The 18,424-nt window shown below is 29.7% G+C and carries 19 protein-coding genes; 10 read left to right on the top strand and 9 right to left on the bottom strand.

The window, feature by feature from the left end:
- Nucleotides 1-61: 61 nt before the first annotated feature.
- Nucleotides 62-457, bottom strand: coding sequence for a hypothetical protein (locus A8C32_RS16910; protein ID WP_069831577.1), 396 nt, complete (start codon nucleotides 455-457; stop codon nucleotides 62-64).
- A 123-nt stretch (nucleotides 458-580) separates the two neighbouring features.
- Between A8C32_RS16910 and A8C32_RS16905 the strand changes: the two genes are divergently transcribed.
- The gene (locus A8C32_RS16905) at nucleotides 581-1,021 is read left to right on the top strand and encodes an Lrp/AsnC family transcriptional regulator (RefSeq protein WP_069831576.1); all 441 of its coding nucleotides are present in this window, start codon (nucleotides 581-583) and stop codon (nucleotides 1,019-1,021) included.
- A 66-nt stretch (nucleotides 1,022-1,087) separates the two neighbouring features.
- On the opposite strand, the gene A8C32_RS16900 is transcribed toward A8C32_RS16905, so the two are convergent.
- Genes A8C32_RS16900 through A8C32_RS16890 form a run of 3 tightly spaced genes read right to left on the bottom strand, consistent with a single transcriptional unit; the run spans nucleotide 1,088 to nucleotide 3,513 of the window.
- Nucleotides 1,088-1,852 carry a DJ-1/PfpI family protein gene (locus A8C32_RS16900; RefSeq protein ID WP_069831575.1) on the bottom strand — a complete coding sequence of 255 codons (765 nt, stop codon included), beginning with the start codon at nucleotides 1,850-1,852 and terminating at the stop codon, nucleotides 1,088-1,090.
- A gap of 26 nt (nucleotides 1,853-1,878) precedes the next feature.
- Nucleotides 1,879-2,256, bottom strand: coding sequence for a VOC family protein (locus A8C32_RS16895; RefSeq protein WP_069831574.1), 378 nt, complete (start codon nucleotides 2,254-2,256; stop codon nucleotides 1,879-1,881).
- 36 nt (nucleotides 2,257-2,292) lie between these two features.
- A complete protein-coding gene (locus A8C32_RS16890; protein WP_069831573.1) occupies nucleotides 2,293-3,513 on the bottom strand; it encodes an MDR family MFS transporter in 1,221 nt (406 codons plus the stop codon).
- Nucleotides 3,514-3,845: 332 nt separating this feature from the next.
- Between A8C32_RS16890 and A8C32_RS16885 the strand changes: the two genes are divergently transcribed.
- Entirely contained in the window at nucleotides 3,846-5,255 is a 1,410-nt protein-coding gene (locus A8C32_RS16885) for a cytochrome P450 (RefSeq protein WP_069831572.1), read from the top strand.
- Between the two features lie 34 nt (nucleotides 5,256-5,289).
- Nucleotides 5,290-5,895: a DUF1684 domain-containing protein gene (locus A8C32_RS16880; protein ID WP_069831571.1), complete on the top strand. Its 606-nt coding sequence runs from the start codon at nucleotides 5,290-5,292 to the stop codon at nucleotides 5,893-5,895.
- A gap of 24 nt (nucleotides 5,896-5,919) precedes the next feature.
- On the opposite strand, the gene A8C32_RS16875 is transcribed toward A8C32_RS16880, so the two are convergent.
- The 3 genes from A8C32_RS16875 to A8C32_RS16865 all read right to left on the bottom strand — a co-directional run bounded on the left by A8C32_RS16875 (nucleotide 5,920) and on the right by A8C32_RS16865 (nucleotide 9,261).
- Entirely contained in the window at nucleotides 5,920-7,638 is a 1,719-nt protein-coding gene (locus A8C32_RS16875; protein ID WP_069831570.1) for a phytoene desaturase family protein, read from the bottom strand.
- 151 nt (nucleotides 7,639-7,789) lie between these two features.
- Nucleotides 7,790-8,155, bottom strand: coding sequence for a fluoride efflux transporter CrcB (gene crcB / locus A8C32_RS16870; protein ID WP_069831569.1), 366 nt, complete (start codon nucleotides 8,153-8,155; stop codon nucleotides 7,790-7,792).
- An 83-nt stretch (nucleotides 8,156-8,238) separates the two neighbouring features.
- Nucleotides 8,239-9,261: an SRPBCC family protein gene (locus A8C32_RS16865; RefSeq protein ID WP_069831568.1), complete on the bottom strand. Its 1,023-nt coding sequence runs from the start codon at nucleotides 9,259-9,261 to the stop codon at nucleotides 8,239-8,241.
- Between the two features lie 907 nt (nucleotides 9,262-10,168).
- On the opposite strand from A8C32_RS16865, the gene A8C32_RS16855 reads away from it, so the two are divergent.
- Nucleotides 10,169-10,555 (top strand): pyrophosphohydrolase domain-containing protein, encoded by a 387-nt coding sequence (locus A8C32_RS16855; RefSeq protein WP_069831566.1) that lies wholly within the window; start codon nucleotides 10,169-10,171, stop codon nucleotides 10,553-10,555.
- 144 nt (nucleotides 10,556-10,699) lie between these two features.
- Here A8C32_RS16855 and A8C32_RS16850 read toward each other — a convergent pair whose 3' ends face one another.
- Entirely contained in the window at nucleotides 10,700-11,764 is a 1,065-nt protein-coding gene (locus A8C32_RS16850; RefSeq protein WP_069831565.1) for a branched-chain amino acid aminotransferase, read from the bottom strand.
- A 94-nt stretch (nucleotides 11,765-11,858) separates the two neighbouring features.
- On the opposite strand from A8C32_RS16850, the gene A8C32_RS16845 reads away from it, so the two are divergent.
- The 3 genes from A8C32_RS16845 to A8C32_RS16835 all read left to right on the top strand — a co-directional run bounded on the left by A8C32_RS16845 (nucleotide 11,859) and on the right by A8C32_RS16835 (nucleotide 14,173).
- The gene (locus tag A8C32_RS16845; RefSeq protein ID WP_069831564.1) at nucleotides 11,859-12,362 is read left to right on the top strand and encodes a DUF4920 domain-containing protein; all 504 of its coding nucleotides are present in this window, start codon (nucleotides 11,859-11,861) and stop codon (nucleotides 12,360-12,362) included.
- A 2-nt stretch (nucleotides 12,363-12,364) separates the two neighbouring features.
- Nucleotides 12,365-13,048 (top strand): tRNA (5-methylaminomethyl-2-thiouridine)(34)-methyltransferase MnmC2, encoded by a 684-nt coding sequence (mnmC2, locus tag A8C32_RS16840; RefSeq protein WP_069831563.1) that lies wholly within the window; start codon nucleotides 12,365-12,367, stop codon nucleotides 13,046-13,048.
- Between the two features lie 219 nt (nucleotides 13,049-13,267).
- Complete coding sequence (locus A8C32_RS16835; protein WP_069831562.1) at nucleotides 13,268-14,173, top strand: TIGR01777 family oxidoreductase; 906 nt, start codon at nucleotides 13,268-13,270, stop codon at nucleotides 14,171-14,173.
- A gap of 141 nt (nucleotides 14,174-14,314) precedes the next feature.
- On the opposite strand, the gene A8C32_RS16830 is transcribed toward A8C32_RS16835, so the two are convergent.
- Nucleotides 14,315-14,971 (bottom strand): YceI family protein, encoded by a 657-nt coding sequence (locus tag A8C32_RS16830; RefSeq protein ID WP_069831561.1) that lies wholly within the window; start codon nucleotides 14,969-14,971, stop codon nucleotides 14,315-14,317.
- Nucleotides 14,972-15,186: 215 nt separating this feature from the next.
- Between A8C32_RS16830 and A8C32_RS16825 the strand changes: the two genes are divergently transcribed.
- From A8C32_RS16825 to A8C32_RS16815, 3 genes are all read left to right on the top strand, one after another.
- Entirely contained in the window at nucleotides 15,187-15,738 is a 552-nt protein-coding gene (locus A8C32_RS16825) for a nucleotide exchange factor GrpE (RefSeq protein ID WP_069831560.1), read from the top strand.
- 9 nt (nucleotides 15,739-15,747) lie between these two features.
- A complete protein-coding gene (gene dnaJ / locus A8C32_RS16820) occupies nucleotides 15,748-16,875 on the top strand; it encodes a molecular chaperone DnaJ (protein WP_069831559.1) in 1,128 nt (375 codons plus the stop codon).
- 617 nt (nucleotides 16,876-17,492) lie between these two features.
- Nucleotides 17,493-18,419, top strand: a complete 927-nt coding sequence (locus A8C32_RS16815; protein ID WP_069831558.1) for an ABC transporter ATP-binding protein — start codon at nucleotides 17,493-17,495, stop codon at nucleotides 18,417-18,419.
- Nucleotides 18,420-18,424 lie beyond the last annotated feature (5 nt).

The following is an 18,424-nucleotide window of genomic DNA, read 5'->3' as shown; positions in this document are numbered from 1 at the left end:
TTTAAGAGTCGCTTTTTCTGTTTTTTTTATTTTTCACTATATAATAAATAATATAGATATTTTATAAACTAAGCATCCAGCTACGTTGTAATTTCTTAAATTTCCTTAATTCACTACGTAGAATAGGTAAAAAATCTTTTCCGTTGCTATTTGATCGTTCTAATCTGTATGAGTTTCTATAAAGCTTATTAGTAAGACGCTTAAGAGAGGCAATATGCTTATGTTTTCTGTCGGAATGACGCTCTAATTCAGCGTTTAAAATTTCTGGTGCTAATGAGATTGATTGTTGTATAATATCTCCTGAAAAATAGATGTTATTGTCTTCAGACCCATCTGGTTTTAAGTTGGATAAGTCATTATTTAGATAAACAGAAATATTCTGAGATAAATCAAATATCTCTAAAGCCTTTTTGTAAATCGGTAAATCCGATAGGTTTAATGGGGTATTAGGTAGCATAATCTTTTTCTCTAAACAATTACTTCAAAATTAGTCACAAGAAATTATATTTAGCTTTAGGTTTTAAAGTAAAATCGTATATTTGCTTTAATTTCTAATTTTTTATAGTTAATTTTCTTTTAAATGAGTGTAGATGCCCTTAATAGTAAGATTTTAAAGTGTTTACAGAAAAATGCGAGGCTATCTAATGCAGAAATTGGTAGGCAAGTTGGTATAAGTTCCCCAGCAGTTTCAGAGCGCATTAAAAAGATGGAAGATATGGGGATTATTGAAGGGTATAAAACGATTGTTTCTCCTTTTGAGATTGGATATCAGCTTAAAGCTATTATAACTTTAAGAGCTTTTATGGGGAAATTAAAACCCTTTTTAGATAAAGTAAAAACGTATGATGAGGTTATAAACTGCTATAGAATTACAGGTGATGAAAACATTGTGATGGAAGTGGTATTAAAAAACCATAAGCATTTAGAAATTTTTATAGATCAGCTTATTAGTTATGGTGAAACTAAAACTCAAATTGTTTTGTCTCGAGTTATTAAGCAAAAGGAAGTTAAGCCTATTTAATAGGTTAAAATATAAAAGGGTTTTATGTATTCAATTCAATAAATAACTTTTTTAAAGATTTCAATTTTATTTTTTAATTATTAAATGTGGAACATTTTCTAAATTCCAATCAATTACTAAACCTCCAGCTAAAGCTTGTGCGACTTCCTTGCCATATAAATACTCACATAAATAAAGAGCTCCTTCAAAACTTTTGGCACCACCTGCAGAAGTAATATATTTACCATCATGAACAAATAAGACTTTTTTTCTAATATCTAAGTGGGGAAATTTAGATCTCATTTTATCAATATCACTAGGGAATGTTGTAGATACTACATTATTAAGAACACCAGCTTTAGCTAGTACAAATGCACCATCACAGTGTGATGTGATAAATTGTGCTTCATTATTAACTTTTTTTACAAAATTAATCATGATTTCATCATTTAAATCGGTGTCTAAATGGTGCTCTGCACTTGGTACGACTAGTATGTCTATTTTTGGAAGTGAATCTTTGATATAATTAAAATCAGGTAAAATGCGCATGCCTTCAAATGTCGTAATAGCATCATCAGTGTTAGCAACTGTAAAAACATTCATAGCCTTAATACTGTCTCTAAATATAGTATGTTGAAAAATATCAAAAGGAGCCGTTAATTCTGTGTTGAATGTACCATCCATAATTAAAAACGCTACATTATAGCGGTTAGGCTCTAGCTTAGGAAAGACCTTGCTATTGTCTTGTTGAATTTGTTTTTGAATTTCACCATTAGAAATTGTTTTCTTTTTTTCGGAAGAATTACAACTTACCAAAAGTAATAGAATTATTGGTAATAGGACGTTTTTCATATTATGAATAGTATTTTGAAATTGAGTTAATTAATTCTCCATGGCGGATTTTTTCTGTTTTTACCAGCGAAATATAAAATAATTTTATTTCCATCAGGATCAAGTAAATGAGCTTCACGCCATAACCAAGATGTGTCTTCTGGCATCTTGGTAAAAATAACACCTTTTTGTTGAAGTTTTAGAACTAATGTATCTAAATTATCATCTTCAAAATATACTGTAATGCCATTTTTTTGGGATAATTCGTCTACTTTGTGAATAGAGAATGTGGCATCCCCATTTGGGCATTCAAACCTTACATATCTTAGGAGTGCATCTACAATAAGATGTAGTCCCAAGATTTTGTAAAATTTAGTAGATTTTTCGACATTTAATGAAGGAATGGTTATTTGATTTAAATTCATAGCTATTATGATTTATAGTTTTTTTTGATTAAAAACTCAAGATTGAGTTTTTAATTTTTTTTTTCGATTTAAGTATTGACTTAAAATGAATAATAAAAATATACAAAGCGCAGCAAGTAAAGTGATAACATACCAAGTATTATCAAAACCAAAATAGTTAACCATTCTCATACCTGCATTATGCCCAAAAATATGAGCAATAGAGAATGCAATGGAGTATAATGCCATATATTCTCCTTGATTGCCTTTTTTTGCTCTATCCATAGCAAATGCATTAGAAAAAGGAAATGCAATCATTTCACCAAAAGTCATTAATAACATGCCTGTTATTAAAATGCCAGTCCATGATGTTGTGTTTAAAATAATAAAACTTAAACCTGTAAGTAAAGCTCCAAAAAGTATTAATCCAGATTTTGTATAAGTTGTGTTTTCTAACCATTTTATTAAAGGCATTTCTAAAGCAAAAATGATAAAACCGTTCATTCCAAGTATTATTCCTATTTCTAATTCGGTTAAATGATGTACATCTTTGTAATACAATGGCATTGTTGAAAAATATTGTAAGAACACTATTCCAAAAAGTACCATAGCCATTAAAAATATTAAAAAAGCTTTGTCTTGATATGCTGATTTTGGATTTTCAGTTTTAACATCATCTAACGTTTTAGTTGTTTTAGGATTTAAAACATTAATAAGAACTAGAGTAGCTACGATGCATGTAATACCATCTACCCAAAATAAACCACCATAACTAAGAGTTGTAATTATAATGCCTCCAATAGCAGGTCCAGCAGAAAATCCTAAGTTTATGGCAAGTCTAATTAAAGTAACCGATCGTGTTTTATTTTCAGGCTTACTATAAGCGCTAAGCGCTACAAACATTGCAGGGCGAAACATATCGGCTACCAACATAACTAAAAAAATACCTAAGCAAAATGAGTTAAATGTTGTTATAAACTGTAATACGATAAATAATATACCAGTAAACAATAAGCTATATATCATTACTTTGTAATAACCTATTTTATCTGTTAACTTACCACCTAACCAAGAGCCAAATACAGAGCCCAAACCAAATGCACTCATAATCCACCCTACATCACTTAATGTAAAATTAAGATTCTTGGTTAAGTATAATGATAAGAAAGGAATAACCATAGTTCCTGCTCTATTTATTAGAGTTATTAAAGATAACCACCATACTTCTCGAGATAGACCTTTAAAAGTATTTAAGTAATTGTTAAAAAGTGTTTTCATTAGCTTTAGTTATTCTTAGTTTATGTTTCTATATGTATGCTTTGGTCTTAATTAAAGTTTTGAAAATTATCTAAAAGCAAAAAGTCCGACTGTGAAGTCGGACTTTTTAATATTGTAATATTTTATATTTATATCACCACAATATATAACAAGCCCAACTTTTTCTAAATAAAGAGGTCGATAGTTGCTTATAAATTGTGACGTTGTTGTTCATGTTATTTATTTTACTTTTACAAAATTATATAAAATAATTGTAAGTTGTATTTTTTGTATGTATTTTTTTATAATTAATTGTTTTAACATACATTTAGTTTTCTAATAAATCATTATTTATGCTTGATAATAAAATAATAAAAATTAAAGATTTAAAGTCTCCAAAAGGAGCATTTTTATTAGGACACTTGCCTCAATTTAATACTTATAATAAACATCAAGTTTTAGAGCGTTGGGTAGAAGAGTCTGGTGATTTGTTTAAAATCAATTTTGTAGGAAAGGAGTTTGTTGTATCTGCAAACCCAGACTTTAATAACAAAATGTTACGAATGCGACCAGAAACATTTAAACGTTTCTCTAAAATAGAAGAGGTTTTAAAAGAAATGGGGGTGGATGGTGTTTTTAATGCAGAAGGAACGACTTGGAAACGACATAGAAAGCCTATAGCTGAAGCGTTAAGTGTAAAACATGTAAAAGCATTTTATCCTATTATCTTAGATAAAACAAAAACTATTCTTGAAAAATTTAAAAAGTATGCTGAGGTAGAGCATGTTGTTGATGTTCAAAAAGAGTTTATGGCATTTACAATTGATATTACTACAGAGGTTGCATTTGGTTATAAGTTGGATACTATTAATAATAGCTCTAATGATTTTCAAAAACATTTAGAAGTTATTTTCCCTATGATTAATAAACGTGTTACTGCACCATTTCCTATCTGGAGATATTTTAAAAGCAAGAAAGACATGGTGTTAGATAATTCTTTAAAATCTATAGAAAATGTCATTTACGATGTTATTAACAAAGCAAAAAGGCGAATAGAAAAACAGCCTAAACTAAAAGAACAACCATCTAATTTCCTAGAGGCGTTATTAGTAGAAAATGGAGAAGCTAATTTTAGTGATGAAGAAATTTATGGAAATGTTTTTACGATGTTATTGGCTGGAGAGGATACAACATCAAACACATTGTCTTGGGCTATTTTTTATTTAGCACAGCATCCAGAAATTGTAAATAAGGTTAGGGAAGAGGCTATAGAAGTATATAAAAATGAAGTACTTTCAAGTGTTTACGATGATATAGAATTATTAAAATATGCTAATGCAGTTGCTCAAGAAACTATGCGATTAAAACCGACAACGCCGCAGTTGTACTTAGAATCTAATGAACATATAATTATAGAAAATGTGTCGATTCCTAAAGGAACAAGTATTATTTTGCAAAATAAAGTAGCCCAGACGCAAGAAAATTATTTCTCTAACCCCAATACATTTACTCCTGAGCGATGGCTTTTAAATGAATGTCCAATGCATGAAAAACATTCTCCTAATGTTATGCGTGCATTTGGAGGAGGTGCTAGGTATTGCCCAGGCATGCATTTGGCAAAAAGTGAAATGATTGTTTTAATTTCTGCATTGTGTAAACATTTTAATTTTAAACTAGAAGTAAAACCAGAAGAGATAAAAGAGCGATTTGAGTTTACGATGTACCCTGAAAATTTAAAAGTAACTTTTAAAGCTGTAGAATAGATTAATCTTATTTTTGAAATAAAAATGTATTAAAATGAAGTTATTCATTCCTATTTTATTGTCTGTAATTTGGCTTGCAGGTTGCGCTCAAGGTAAACGTCCTATTTTAGGAGAAACAGAATTTCAGAAAAAGTTGAATTCTGAATACAAAGATGCGACAAAATCTCCTCTAAAAGATAAGGATAGAAAAAACTTTAAAGGGTTAGATTTTTTTAAGTTTGATTCTACTTATGTTGTTAAAGCTTCATTGTTTAGAACTCCCGATACGAAATGGTTTAATATGAAAACAACAACAAATAGAGTTTCAGAAGAGCGTATTTTTGGTGTTTTGTCTTTTGAAATAGAAGATGAAACATTTAAGTTAAATATTTATCAAGGTAAAGATTTAATAAAAGAAAAAGGGTTTGAAGATTATTTGTTTCTTCCTTTCTTAGATGAAACTAACGGTGTAGAAAGTTATGGAGGAGGTCGCTATATTGATACTCGAATTCCAGAAGGGGATGTCATGCTAATCGATTTTAATAAAGCGTATAATCCATATTGTGCTTATAATGAAAAGTACTCTTGTCCTATAGTGCCAAGAGAAAACTATTTAAAAATTAAGATTAAAGCTGGTGTAAAGGTTTTTGATAAGCATTAAATTATTAAAAATAAAGAAAAATAATTATATCTGTCTTATTTTTGCTTCAGTTTTAGTTTGTTTTAATTCAATTTTTTTGTTCATCCAATCTGGGTAATTAGTATCATCTTCAGCTTCAAAAACACGTAAATGCTGGTCTTCTGTATTTTTTATTAAGTCATCTTGATGAGAGCCTAAAATTGCTGCTGCTGTTTGGACTCCAGAGTAACTAGCTCCAGCTACTCCATGAGAAACAATACTGGCACCACACATATATAAATTGTCAATTTCACTTTTAGTTTTGTAAGCAAATGGACCAATATGTTTTAGAGTTTTTTCTGTGCCATAAACATTACCACGTGTGGTATTAATATAATATTTATTTGTTAATGGAGTGCCTAATTCTTTTAGTACTACATGATTTGAAATTCCAGGAATAACTTTTTCTAAAGTCACAAAAAATTTAGTAATTAATTGTTCTTTAAATTTTAAGTAGGCTTGAGAACGTTCTATATCTTCACCTTCAAATGCTTTAAAGGCATCATAATTAATGTAGGTTATAGCTTCTAAGGTATGGTGTTTTCCATCGTAACTAATAGGGTCTTTAAGTGTTGTACAGCTTATAAACATACCAGGAAATTCATCATCCTCTAAAATATCATTTTTTTGCATGTCACTATGCAAATCATCCATGTTTACATTTGGTATGCGCCAAATGTTTCCAGAGTCTAAACCAGCTTTTTTAACATCCATATCTACAACAAGAAAGAGCATTAATGATGTGCAAGAGTATGTTGTATTATGAAGTTTTTTCTTTAGTCTTTTACTTAAATGTTCTTCACCAATTAGTTTTTGATATGTAATTCCTGGGTCTGCATTAGAAATTATGTTATTTGCAAATATTTGATCTCCATTAGCAAGTTCTACTCCAATAGCTTTGTTTTTTTTCTTTCCATTTTCTAATAAAATACGTTTTACAAGAGTACTCGTTTTTATGATCCCATCTTTTACTTTTATAGCATTAGTCATGGCCTTAACAATGGCACCGCCGCCTCCCATGGGGTAGAAACCACCACTAGAATAATGGTGCATAATGGCAGAATGAAATACAAAACTAGCTTTGGCAGGAGGTAAACCATGATCACCAACTTGTATGTTTAAAATGTTTTGTAACAAAGGGTCTTTAATATACCAACCCATAACACGTTTTAAACTAAATGGTGCATATTTTCCCATGTGTTTTGTTCGAAAAGGAATAGTTATAAGTTGCCAAAAACCGCGTACTTTTGGTATTAAGTCTAATTGTTTTCCAATGTTTGTGACAAGGTTTAAGTACTTAATAATATTTTTCTTTTCCTGCGGAAAACGTTCAATAAGTTTATTTTCGAATGTTTTAAAATCGGCAGGATAATCAAATCGCTCGTTTCCAATCCAACAATGTTCAAAAGCTTCTGGATTCTGACGATAAAATGCTATTTCATTTGCAATACCCAGCCCTTCATATAATTCACTTGTGGATAAGCCTTTACCAACCAAACCAACATAATGAACACCAGGTGTAAAACGATGACCATCAAGATAAAAGCTATGACACCAGCCACCAGGTACGTCGTGTTGTTCTAAAATTAATACTTTTTGACCTGCACGTGATAGACAAATCCCTGAGGATAAACCTCCAACTCCAGATCCTATAATTATCGTATCGAATGTTGAATTATGTAAAGATGTAGGTGCTTTCTTTGGGGAGTTATTAGTACTAGCCATATTCTATAAAAGGTAACTTTTAGATAATATGGCAAGATACCTTTATTTTATGGGAAAATTTTTAATAAGGAAAAGAAATAGTTAGATATTATACGTTGATAACTTAGTTAATTATGGGCTTATTTAAAGGTTTTTAATTTTATTATAGTATTTATTTTACCAAATACATGCCAAAAAAGACAGCTAAAAAACCAATGATAAAGCTTGCTATAGTATAGATAGCAAAACTCGTAAAATCACCAGATTTTAAAAATATATGGTTTTCATAAGCGAAGGTTGAAAAAGTTGTAAAGCCCCCGCAAAACCCAGTAGCTAAAAGTAATGTTTGGTTTTGAGATAGGGTGTCATTTTTTGCAGCTAAGCCTAATATTATACCAATAAATAAACTTCCTAAAATATTAGCAGCAAATGTTCCATAAGGAATACCATTTTGAGCATTATTGAGATATTTACCAATTAAAAAACGAAGTACACTACCAAACCCACCTCCAAAAAAAACAAATAAAAGACTTTTCATTAAATAATTTTAGTTTGAATTACCTGGAGGTATTTTTGCATCATGTTTTTACGAATTAAATTTAATAAATATATAGTAGTATATTATTTTATGGCAATAAAAATTTCGGTAACCCAATCTGCTGGATTAGGAGTGTTCATAGGGTCTGTAAGATAGGTTTCTAACATAGGACCATTTTTAGTAAATTCCAAACCGTTTTCAGGTATGTATCTCATGGTTGTATCCCAAGCTTCTTTTAAATTTGTATAGTTGCCTTTTAGGGTAGTTTTTATAGCTTTAAAAGGTTGTAGCTGCCCTGTAAGAATGTCATTGTCCGTACTTTCAATTTTTGTACTTGTTGGTACACAACAAGAGAACATAACAGCATTATTTTCTTCATCCCATTTATGATAATTAACAAAGGGAGCTCCGGCTATTTTTATATTATTATTCATAGCATATTTACCAACTTTGGGCAACATCTCTTGCATTTTATTTTTTAGATTGGTTATTTTACATGAAGTTGTATTGTATAAATAATACCCACCTCCGTGTTCAGAGGTGCCATTTATTTTTATACCATATTTTTTCATATCAGCATCAACTATACTATCCAATTTAAATAAACCTCTTTCAAAGTCTGGTCCTGTATTTTTTTCGATGGATCCCTTGAAGGTTGTGAACGCTTTAGTTGCGAAATCTTGTTTTCCTTTCATTGCCCAAGTAACTTTGGTTCCCTCATCAGTAGTTTCAAAATTCCAATTTATATCAGATTCAGACTCAAACGGTTTAATAAAAGAAATATGTTGAGAAATAGATTTATTATTTTCTACAGAAAGTGTTTTCATATTACCCTCACCTAAAATTTCTCCATTCCAGCCATAATTACCACCTTCTCCAGAGGTCTTTTCTCCATAAGTTAATATTGCATTAGGTTCTTTTTCAATCCAAGGTGAAAAACTAGGCCAATTTTTAAAGTCATTTACTTTATTAAATAATAGTGAAGTAGGCGCTTTTATCACCTTACTTTTGGAAAATTCAAATTCATTTGGTTGTACAGCAATATAACTAGCGAGACCAATAATAATAATGAGTAATAAGAATAAAATGTACTTAATAGCTTTCATTTTTTCTGTTTTAATGATTGTATTAATTCAAAGATAATCATTTTTAAATTTTCTTTTTGTAGGAATAAAGCTTGTAGATACAAAGATGTAAAACCGCAAATAAATGGTTTTTAGGTTGTTATATTGGTTTTTTGTGAATTTAAGGATGTAGAAATGTATGTTTGATAACCTATATATGTGGAAGAGTTTTAGGAAATCAAAAAGAATAGTATCTATTAAGTTGGTTAATGTCTTGATAGATACTGTTTTATAATGATTTGATGATTCAAAGTATTAAATTAAGGATCAGTTTTTTTATTTACACTAAAAACTAATAATATGATATTAATAACAATGAGAATGCTGAAAATTAATAATATTTTCATTTGTTAAATTTAGTTGAGTTATTAATTAGATGCAGAACCTTTAAAAAGGTTGCGTTAAAATTGGTTATTTATTTATGTAACAAGTTAATTATAGATTTTCCCAGTCTAGATAATTAAACTTATATGATAAGCTTTCAAAAACCATGCCTTAATTCTTGTTTTTTAACCTTTTATGTAAGTTTATGTTTATGAAAAAAATAATTATTACATAGAATTTTACTCTTTATTTTTGTTAAAGAGTTAGTTAATGTTAGTCTTTTTTAGTTTAATATAAAGATTAATGGAAATAAAAAAGTAGGGCGTTTTATTATTTAAAAAAAAACTTAATAGCAGAAATAAGCAAAATAAAGGTGATAAAAGCAATAAGAACCCATATGCTACCAGCATAAAAGCGTTTATGAAGTTTAAAATCTTTGCGATAAGTGTATGCAATAATTACAGCAAAGACAATAAAAAATAAAACACCGAAAATGATTTGACCTTTACTAAACATATAGTTATTTTTATGCAAAATAAAGAAAATAGAATTAATTTGAAATATAATGAAGAATAAAATAGAAGCGGTTAAGGCATTTCATACAGTATTTAAAATTGGACATAGAGAAACACCTAAGGCCAATTTGGGTGAAGAGAAAAATATGTTACGTTTTAATTTGATGAAAGAAGAAAATGAGGAGTATTTAGAAGCCGCTAATAATAATGATCTAGTAGAGGTAGCTGATGCTTTAGGGGATATGCTTTATATTTTATGTGGTACTATAATAGAGCATGGTATGCAACATAAGATTGAAGAAGTTTTTAATGAAATACAAAGAAGTAACATGAGTAAATTGGGAGAAGACGGAGAGCCAATTTATAGAGAGGACGGTAAGGTACTTAAAGGTCCTAATTATTTTAAACCAAATATAGAATCTATTTTAAGTAAATAAGGTTTTTTATACCAACTTTATAAAATGTCGTATTAAAGTCGATGTTATTTTGGGTATTATTTACACATTTATTAAAAAAGGAAGCTAATTTTAGCTTCCTTTTTTAATTGTAATTTATATGTTTCTTTTTTCAAAATCCATGAGTTATATCTTATAACGCCATCCAAAAGGGTCTTCCGCCTTATTAGTTTGAATATCTGTAATACGCTTTTTTAAATAGTTAGCATAAGTATCATCTAGCTTTGGCAAGTCGTAATCTGTGTCTTTATATCCAAATCCAGAGATTGGAGAGATAACAGCAGCAGTTCCAGCTCCAAACATTTCTTTTAAAGTTCCATTTTTAGCAGCTTCTACAACTTCGAGTACAGATAGTTTTCTAATCTCCACAGCTATACCTTCGGCTTGAGCTAATTCGATAATACTTTTACGGGTAATACCATCTAAAATTCTATCACTAGTTGGTCCAGTAATTAATGTATCGTTAATACGAACAAAAATATTCATAGCTCCAGCTTCTTCAATATACTCATGTGTATTGTCGTCTGTCCAGATAACTTGTTGGTAACCTTTTTCTATTGCTAATTGTGTTGGGTAAAACTGACCAGCATAATTACCGCCAGCTTTAGCATAACCAACACCTCCGTTTGCAGAACGCGAATAAGTTTCTTCAATCAATACACGTACCTCTCCAGAAAAGTATGCTCCAGAAGGTGCTGTACAAATTATAAATTTATACTCATCTGCTGGTGAAGCATGAAATCCATTTCCAGAAGCAAAAACAAAAGGTCTAATATATAGCGAACTACCTTCGTTTTTAGGAACCCATTCTTTATCAACCTCTAATAGGGTTTTTAGGCCATCCATAAAATAATTTTCAGGTAACTCAGGAATAGCCAATCGTTTTGAAGAAATATTCAAACGATTAAAGTTATCTAACGGGCGAAATAACCAGACATCTTCGTTAGCATCTTTATAAGCTTTCATGCCTTCAAAAACAGATTGCCCATAATGAAAAATCTTAGAAGAAGGATCTAAAGTAATAGCTTGATAAGGTACTACTTTAGGAGCAGCCCATTTACCATCTTTAAAATTACATTCTAGCATGTGATCCGAAAACACATGTCCGAATTTTAAATTGTTAAAATCTACATCATTGATTTTAGTAGCTTTAGCCTTTATAATCTCTATATTGTTGATTATAGTACTCATAGTTCTAGTTATTTTATAATACAAATTTAAATAAAAACGTTTTTAAAAAAGAGGTATATTTACATAAATCGCTTAAAATAGAAGTATTAATGTTATGAAGTTACTTATTGTGTTGGTTTTTAGTGTTTTATTTTTTAATTCTTGTAAAAAGAAAAGTAAAAACAATGCTAAAGACTCAAATAAAAGTGAAAAAGTAGAATATACATCTTTTGGAAAAGAAATTATTGCAGACGATGCTATAAAGTCTGTATCTATGGCATATCATTATGAAACTATGAATATAGGAGATAGCATAAACTCTAAAATGATAGCAAAAGTAAATAGTGTATGCCAAGTAAAAGGATGTTGGATGACTTTAAATATAGAAGGTAGTACAAAAGTTATGGTAAAGTTTAAAGATTATGGTTTTTTTGTACCAAAAGATATAACTGGGAAAGATGTTATTGTAAACGGTAAAGCTTATGTAAAAGAGGTTTCTGTTGATGAACAAAAACATTATGCTAAAGATGAGGGGAAGTCTACTAAAGCTATTGCAAACATTACAAAACCAAAAAAAACTTATTTGTTTGAAGCAGATGGGGTTTTATTAAAAAATTAATTTTGGATAGAGAAATTGTTATTACAGGAGATGGTTCTTCAACCATCCATTTGCCAGAATGGGATGAGCAGTACCATTCTAAACATGGAGCCATACAAGAAGCGTATCATGTATTTATAAAACATGGATTATATAATTATAATGAATATAGAGGGAAGACTAATAAAGCTATTAATATTTTAGAAATAGGTTTTGGTACAGGATTAAATACTTTTATTACCTTGTTGGAAGCTAAAAAGTTAAACCTAAATATTGGTTATGTAGGTGTTGACGGGTATCCAGTTTCCATGGAAGAAATTAACCAATTAAATTATCCTAAACAGTTAAATGAAGAAAAAAATGAAGAGCTTTTTAAAAAACTCCATGAAATTCCTTGGGATGAAAAGCATCAGGTATCTGATCATTTTTTATTAACAAAAAAAAATCTGTTTTTCTCTGAAATTAAAGATGAGAATGTCTATAATTTAATTTATTTCGACGCTTTTGGAGCCAGGGTACAGCCAGAATTATGGACAGAAGCCATCTTTCAAAAAATGTATAATGCTTTACAAAGTGATGGAGTTTTGGTGACATACTCAGCCAAAGGGAGTGTGCGTCGTGCATTGCAAGCAGTAGGTTTTACTGTAGAACGCCTCCCTGGACCACCAGGTAAACGTGAAATGTTGCGGGCTTGTAAAGAGTTGTAATATTCATTAAAAAGGTTAAATGCTTTAGAGTATTCATAATTTTTTTTAATTTTTAATAGCAATATCTTAATAATACTTATAGTTCATAAGATTTTGTGCTTTAATAAGAGAGGTTTAAAATTATGTAGTTTACTTTTTGTAATTCATTGATTTTGTTAAACCTAATATAAAACCATAGTAATCCACTAGGGGATTTTGTAACTTTATTAAAAAAAGAAAATGCGTGTTTTAATAACAGGTGCTACGGGATTAATTGGTCAAGAGATTGTATTACTTTGTCATAAAAAAGGGATAAAAGTAAACTTCTTAACAACGAGTAAATCTAAAATTACCGAAACAGAAAACTATCAAGGGTTTTATTGGAATCCAAAAGCAAAAACAATAGATGCTAACTGTTTTAGGGGGGTAAATGCTATTGTTCATTTAGTAGGAGCAACTGTTTCAAAACGATGGACATCTAACTATAAAAAAGAAATTATAGCTAGCAGAAAACAAACTACAGAATTATTAATTGATAGTTTAAAAACACAACAACATACAATTAAACAAGTAATTTCGGCAAGTGCTATTGGAATATATCCAGATTCTTTAACTAATTATTATAGTGAAGATTATAATGATTTTAACTCTTCTTTTTTAGGTGAAGTTGTGCAGCAATGGGAACGTTCTGTAGATGAATTTGAGAAGTTAAGTATTGTAGTATCAAAAATTAGAATAGGTTTAGTGTTGTCAAATAAGGGAGGAGCATTGCAAGAAATGATAAAACCTATAAAACTAGGGTTGGGTGCTGCTTTTGGTAATGGAAAACAATGGCAGTCTTGGATTCATATTCAGGATTTAGCAAATATGTTTTTGTATGTATTTGAAAATAATTTAAAAGGTGTTTATAATGGAGTAGCTCCAAATCCTGTTACAAATCAAGACCTAACTAAGATTATAGCTAATAAGTTAGGAAAACCTTTATTTATACCAAATATCCCTAAATTTTTTATGAAAATGATTTTAGGAGATATGTATACGTTATTATTTGAAAGTCAACGAGTCAGTTCTAAAAAAATAGAAAATGAAGGGTTTTATTTTGAGTATCACCATTTAGACCCCGCTTTAGAGGGGTTATTGGAATGAGTTAAATAGATTTCTTATGTTTTTTGTTTGCAGATGTAATATTAAGTTGTTGTATTTTTACGAATAAGTAAGCAGTATGAAAAATCCATTCAATAATGTTATTGAATGGATTTTTATAAGTTTAATATAGTATGATGAGATTTAAGATTTAGTAGCCTTAATTATAATTTTTAATTCAATATCATCATTAATAAACTTATCACCTAAATCACCAAAAATAGATTTAGATTTATATTTTATATTCCATTTAGTTCTATCAATAGTAAAAGTATCACTAATAAGAGATATTATATTGTTCTCGTTAGAAATAGTAACAGGGAGTGTTACGTTGTTTTTTAATTCTTTAAGTGTTAAATTTCCAGAAACCATAGTTTTATTATCAATTTCTTTTAAACTGGTAATCTCAAAAGTAGCAGTAGGGTACTTTTCAACATTAAAAAAGTCAGGGTTTTTTAAGTGTTCAAGTAGCTTTGCGTTACCAGCATCTTCTTTAGGAATATCTGTAACAATAATAGACGTCATGTCGATAAGAAATGAACCTCCAACAATTTTTCCATCAACAACATTAATAGAACCTGTTTTTAAATGCATTGTTCCATTGTGAGACCCAGTAGGTTTGAAGCCTTTCCATTCAATGGTAGATGAAGAAACATTAGCAGTAAATACATTAGATTTAACTTTTACTTCTTTGACTTTTTGAGCTTCAGTAGTTGTAGCTTCTTTAGTAGTCTCTTTACAACTTATAACAAATACAGTTAAAGCGGTCATAAAAAAAATAGAGGCGATTTTTTTTTTCATTTTTAATTATTTTTAGTGAGTTTTTTGGTTGAAGTAAAAAATGTTATTTCATTTTTTAGACAAAAACCTTAATAAGGGTATAATTTATTGTGTAAAATTAGGTAATCATATCTGTAAAAAAAAAAAAATATTTTAGTGACATTATGGCATTTTTATAATATTGGCAGTACTTTTGCCAACTAATTCTAGTATTTGTATAAAATTTAGGTACAGTAATGAGTAAAGAAGATAAAATAAACGATATAGATAACGAACAAGTAGACGTTGCAGAAAATGAAACTGTTGAGGTTGAAGAACAAGTTATTGAAGAGCAAACTATTGAGGAAAAACTTCAAGAGGAGTTAAAACAAGAGAAAGATAAGTTTTTGCGCTTATTTGCTGAGTTTGAAAATTACAAGAGACGTACTGCTAAAGAGCGTATTGAGTTATTTTCTACCGCAAGTGAAGATGTTATGAAAACTTTATTGCCAATTCTTGATGATTTTGAACGAGCATTAAGTCATATAGAAGAAGATAAAGAAGCTGAAGAGCTACGCAAAGGTGTATTATTAATCTATCAAAAATTAGTAAATACATTAGAGCAAAAAGGGTTGAAGTCTGTAAAAGTTGAAAAGGGAGATGTTTTTAATGCAGATAATCACGAAGCTATTACTCAAATACCAGCGCCTACAGATGATTTAAAAGGAAAAGTCATTGATGTTATTGAAAAAGGGTATGTTTTAGGCGAGAAAGTAATTCGTTTTCCAAAAGTAGTTATAGGGCAATAAATTAAAGACATGGCTAAAAGAGATTATTACGAGATATTAGGAGTTAGTAAAGGAGCAAGTACTGCAGAAATTAAAAAAGCTTATCGTAAAAAAGCAATAGAATTTCATCCAGATAAAAATCCTGACGATAAGGATGCTGAAGGTAAATTTAAAGAAGCAGCTGAAGCCTATGAAGTTTTAAGTGATGGCGATAAAAAAGCACGTTACGATCAATTTGGTCATCAAGCCTTTGAGAATGGAGGCGGCGGCTTTGGCGGCGGAGGTATGAATATGGATGACATATTTAGCCAGTTTGGTGATATTTTTGGCAGCGGAGGCGGCTTTGGTGGAGGTTTCTCAGGTTTTGGCGGCGGAGGCGGTGGCCAACGTAGAGTTAAAGGGAGTAACCTTCGTATTCGTGTAAAGTTAACTTTAGAGGAAATAGCTAATGGTGTAGAGAAGAAAATAAAAGTAAAACGTAAAGTCCAAGCACCAGGAACTACATATAAAACATGTTCTACATGTAATGGTAGTGGACAAGTTACGCGTATAGCAAACACTATTTTAGGTAGAATGCAAACATCTGCACCATGTAATGTGTGTGGAGGAGCAGGACAAACTATAGATAAAAAACCAAGTGATGCAGATGCGCAAGGGTTAAAAGTAGCAGAAGAAACAGTATCTATTAAAATACCAGCAGGTGTTGTAGATGATATGCAACTTAAAGTTTCAGGAAAAGGTAATGAAGCACCAGGAAATGGAATATCTGGAGATCTTATAGTTGTTATTGAAGAAGAAGATCACGATAAATTACAACGAGAGGGAGATAATTTACATTATGATTTATATGTGAGTTATCCGGATGCTGTTTTAGGAACATCAAAAGAAATTGATACGGTAACAGGAAAAGTACGTATTAAAGTTGAAGCAGGAGTACAATCTGGTAAAATTTTACGCTTACGCGGAAAAGGAATTCCAAGTGTAAATGGATACGGAAAAGGAGACCTTTTAGTGCATGTTAATGTTTGGACACCAAAAACGTTGAATAAAAAACAAAGAGAATTCTTTGAAGAAATGCAAGAAGATGAACATTTTATGCCAAAGCCAGAAAGATCAGATAAATCTTTCTTTGAGAAAGTAAAAGATATGTTTTCGTAATTAAAACTATTAAAAAATAAAGAATCCGTATTTGTACGGATTTTTTTTTGGTAAAAAGTAATTTATGTTTTGTTTTAGTACTTTAATAAAAAAAAACTATATTTGGAGTATCACTAATGTATTTTAGTGATAATTTTTCTTTTTCATAGCAATTTTTTTCCCATCCTTAATTTAATTAAGGGTGGGTTTTGTTTTTTATAGAAGCTCAATTTTTTAAGTCTATAAAGTATTTAATGTAGCATAATAGCTCTTATTTCATAGAGATATCTTAATCTTATAATTAAAACAATTTACAAAAACTGTTAATTGAATTAACACTAACGAATGATTTTATCTTTTATTTTAAATGTTTTGTGATTTTATAGAGAATAATTAATAACTAGAAAATAGTTCTTATAGAGTTAGGATACGATTTGTTATTAAACCCTAAATAAAATTATTTTAAATAACTAACTAAGAATATTAATAAAAGGGCATTATACTTAATTAAGTAAAATACGATTAAAAGCATGATGTAACAAATTTATGTGTTTAGTTACTATTTATATATGAAGCATTAAAGCTTCTCGCATAACATTTAATATATTTACCAACGACAACTCAATTAAAAAATATAAATGAGTAACTTACTAGAAGTTAATAAAGTTTCTAAAAATTTTGGAGACTTTAAAGCATTAAATAATGTTTCAATTGCTGTTCCTAAGGGGAGTATATTTGGGTTGCTTGGGCCAAATGGAGCAGGAAAAACAACGTTAATACGTATTGTAAACCAGATAACGATGCCAGATGTGGGAACGGTACATTTAGACGGCGTATCACTTAACGAGCAGCACATTAAAGATATTGGCTACTTACCAGAAGAGAGAGGTCTGTATAAATCAATGAAAGTAGGAGAGCAAGCTTTGTACTTGGCGCAACTAAAAGGCTTAAGCAAGGCAGAAGCTAGAATGCGTTTAAAATATTGGTTTGACCGTTTAGAAATAGGAGATTGGTGGAACAAGAAAATTCAAGAGCTTTCTAAAGGAATGGCTCAAAAAATACAATTTGTTGTTACCGTTTTACATCAGCCAAAACTGTTGATTTTTGATGAGCCTTTTTCAGGATTCGATCCTATAAATGCTAATTTAATAAAAGATGAAATTTTGCGCTTACGAGAAGATGGGGCTACCGTTATTTTTTCAACCCATAGGATGGAATCTGTTGAAGAATTGTGTGATGATATAGCATTAATAAACAAATCTAATAAAATATTAGGTGGTAAATTAATAGATATAAAGCGTCAATATAAAATAAACACTTATGAGGTTGGTATTCGTGTAAACGATAAAGAATATTTAAGGCAAGAATTAACAGAAAAATTTAGTGTTTCAGAAGCTAATTTTAAAACATTAGAAGACGAATTAAAACTTAATATTAAGCTTAAAGATGGACATAAACCAAACGACTTATTAAATTATCTAACTACTAAAGGAGATGTGTCTCATTTTGTAGAACTCATACCAAGTGTAAACGATATTTTTATTAAAACAGTAAAGAATAATTAATTTAT

Origin of the sequence: Flavivirga aquatica (assembly GCF_001747085.1) — a bacterium.
Classification (GTDB): Bacteria; Bacteroidota; Bacteroidia; order Flavobacteriales; family Flavobacteriaceae; genus Algibacter_C; species Algibacter_C aquatica.
Note: the sequence above shows the minus strand (reverse complement) of the source record. Positions and strands in the feature narration are given on the sequence as shown.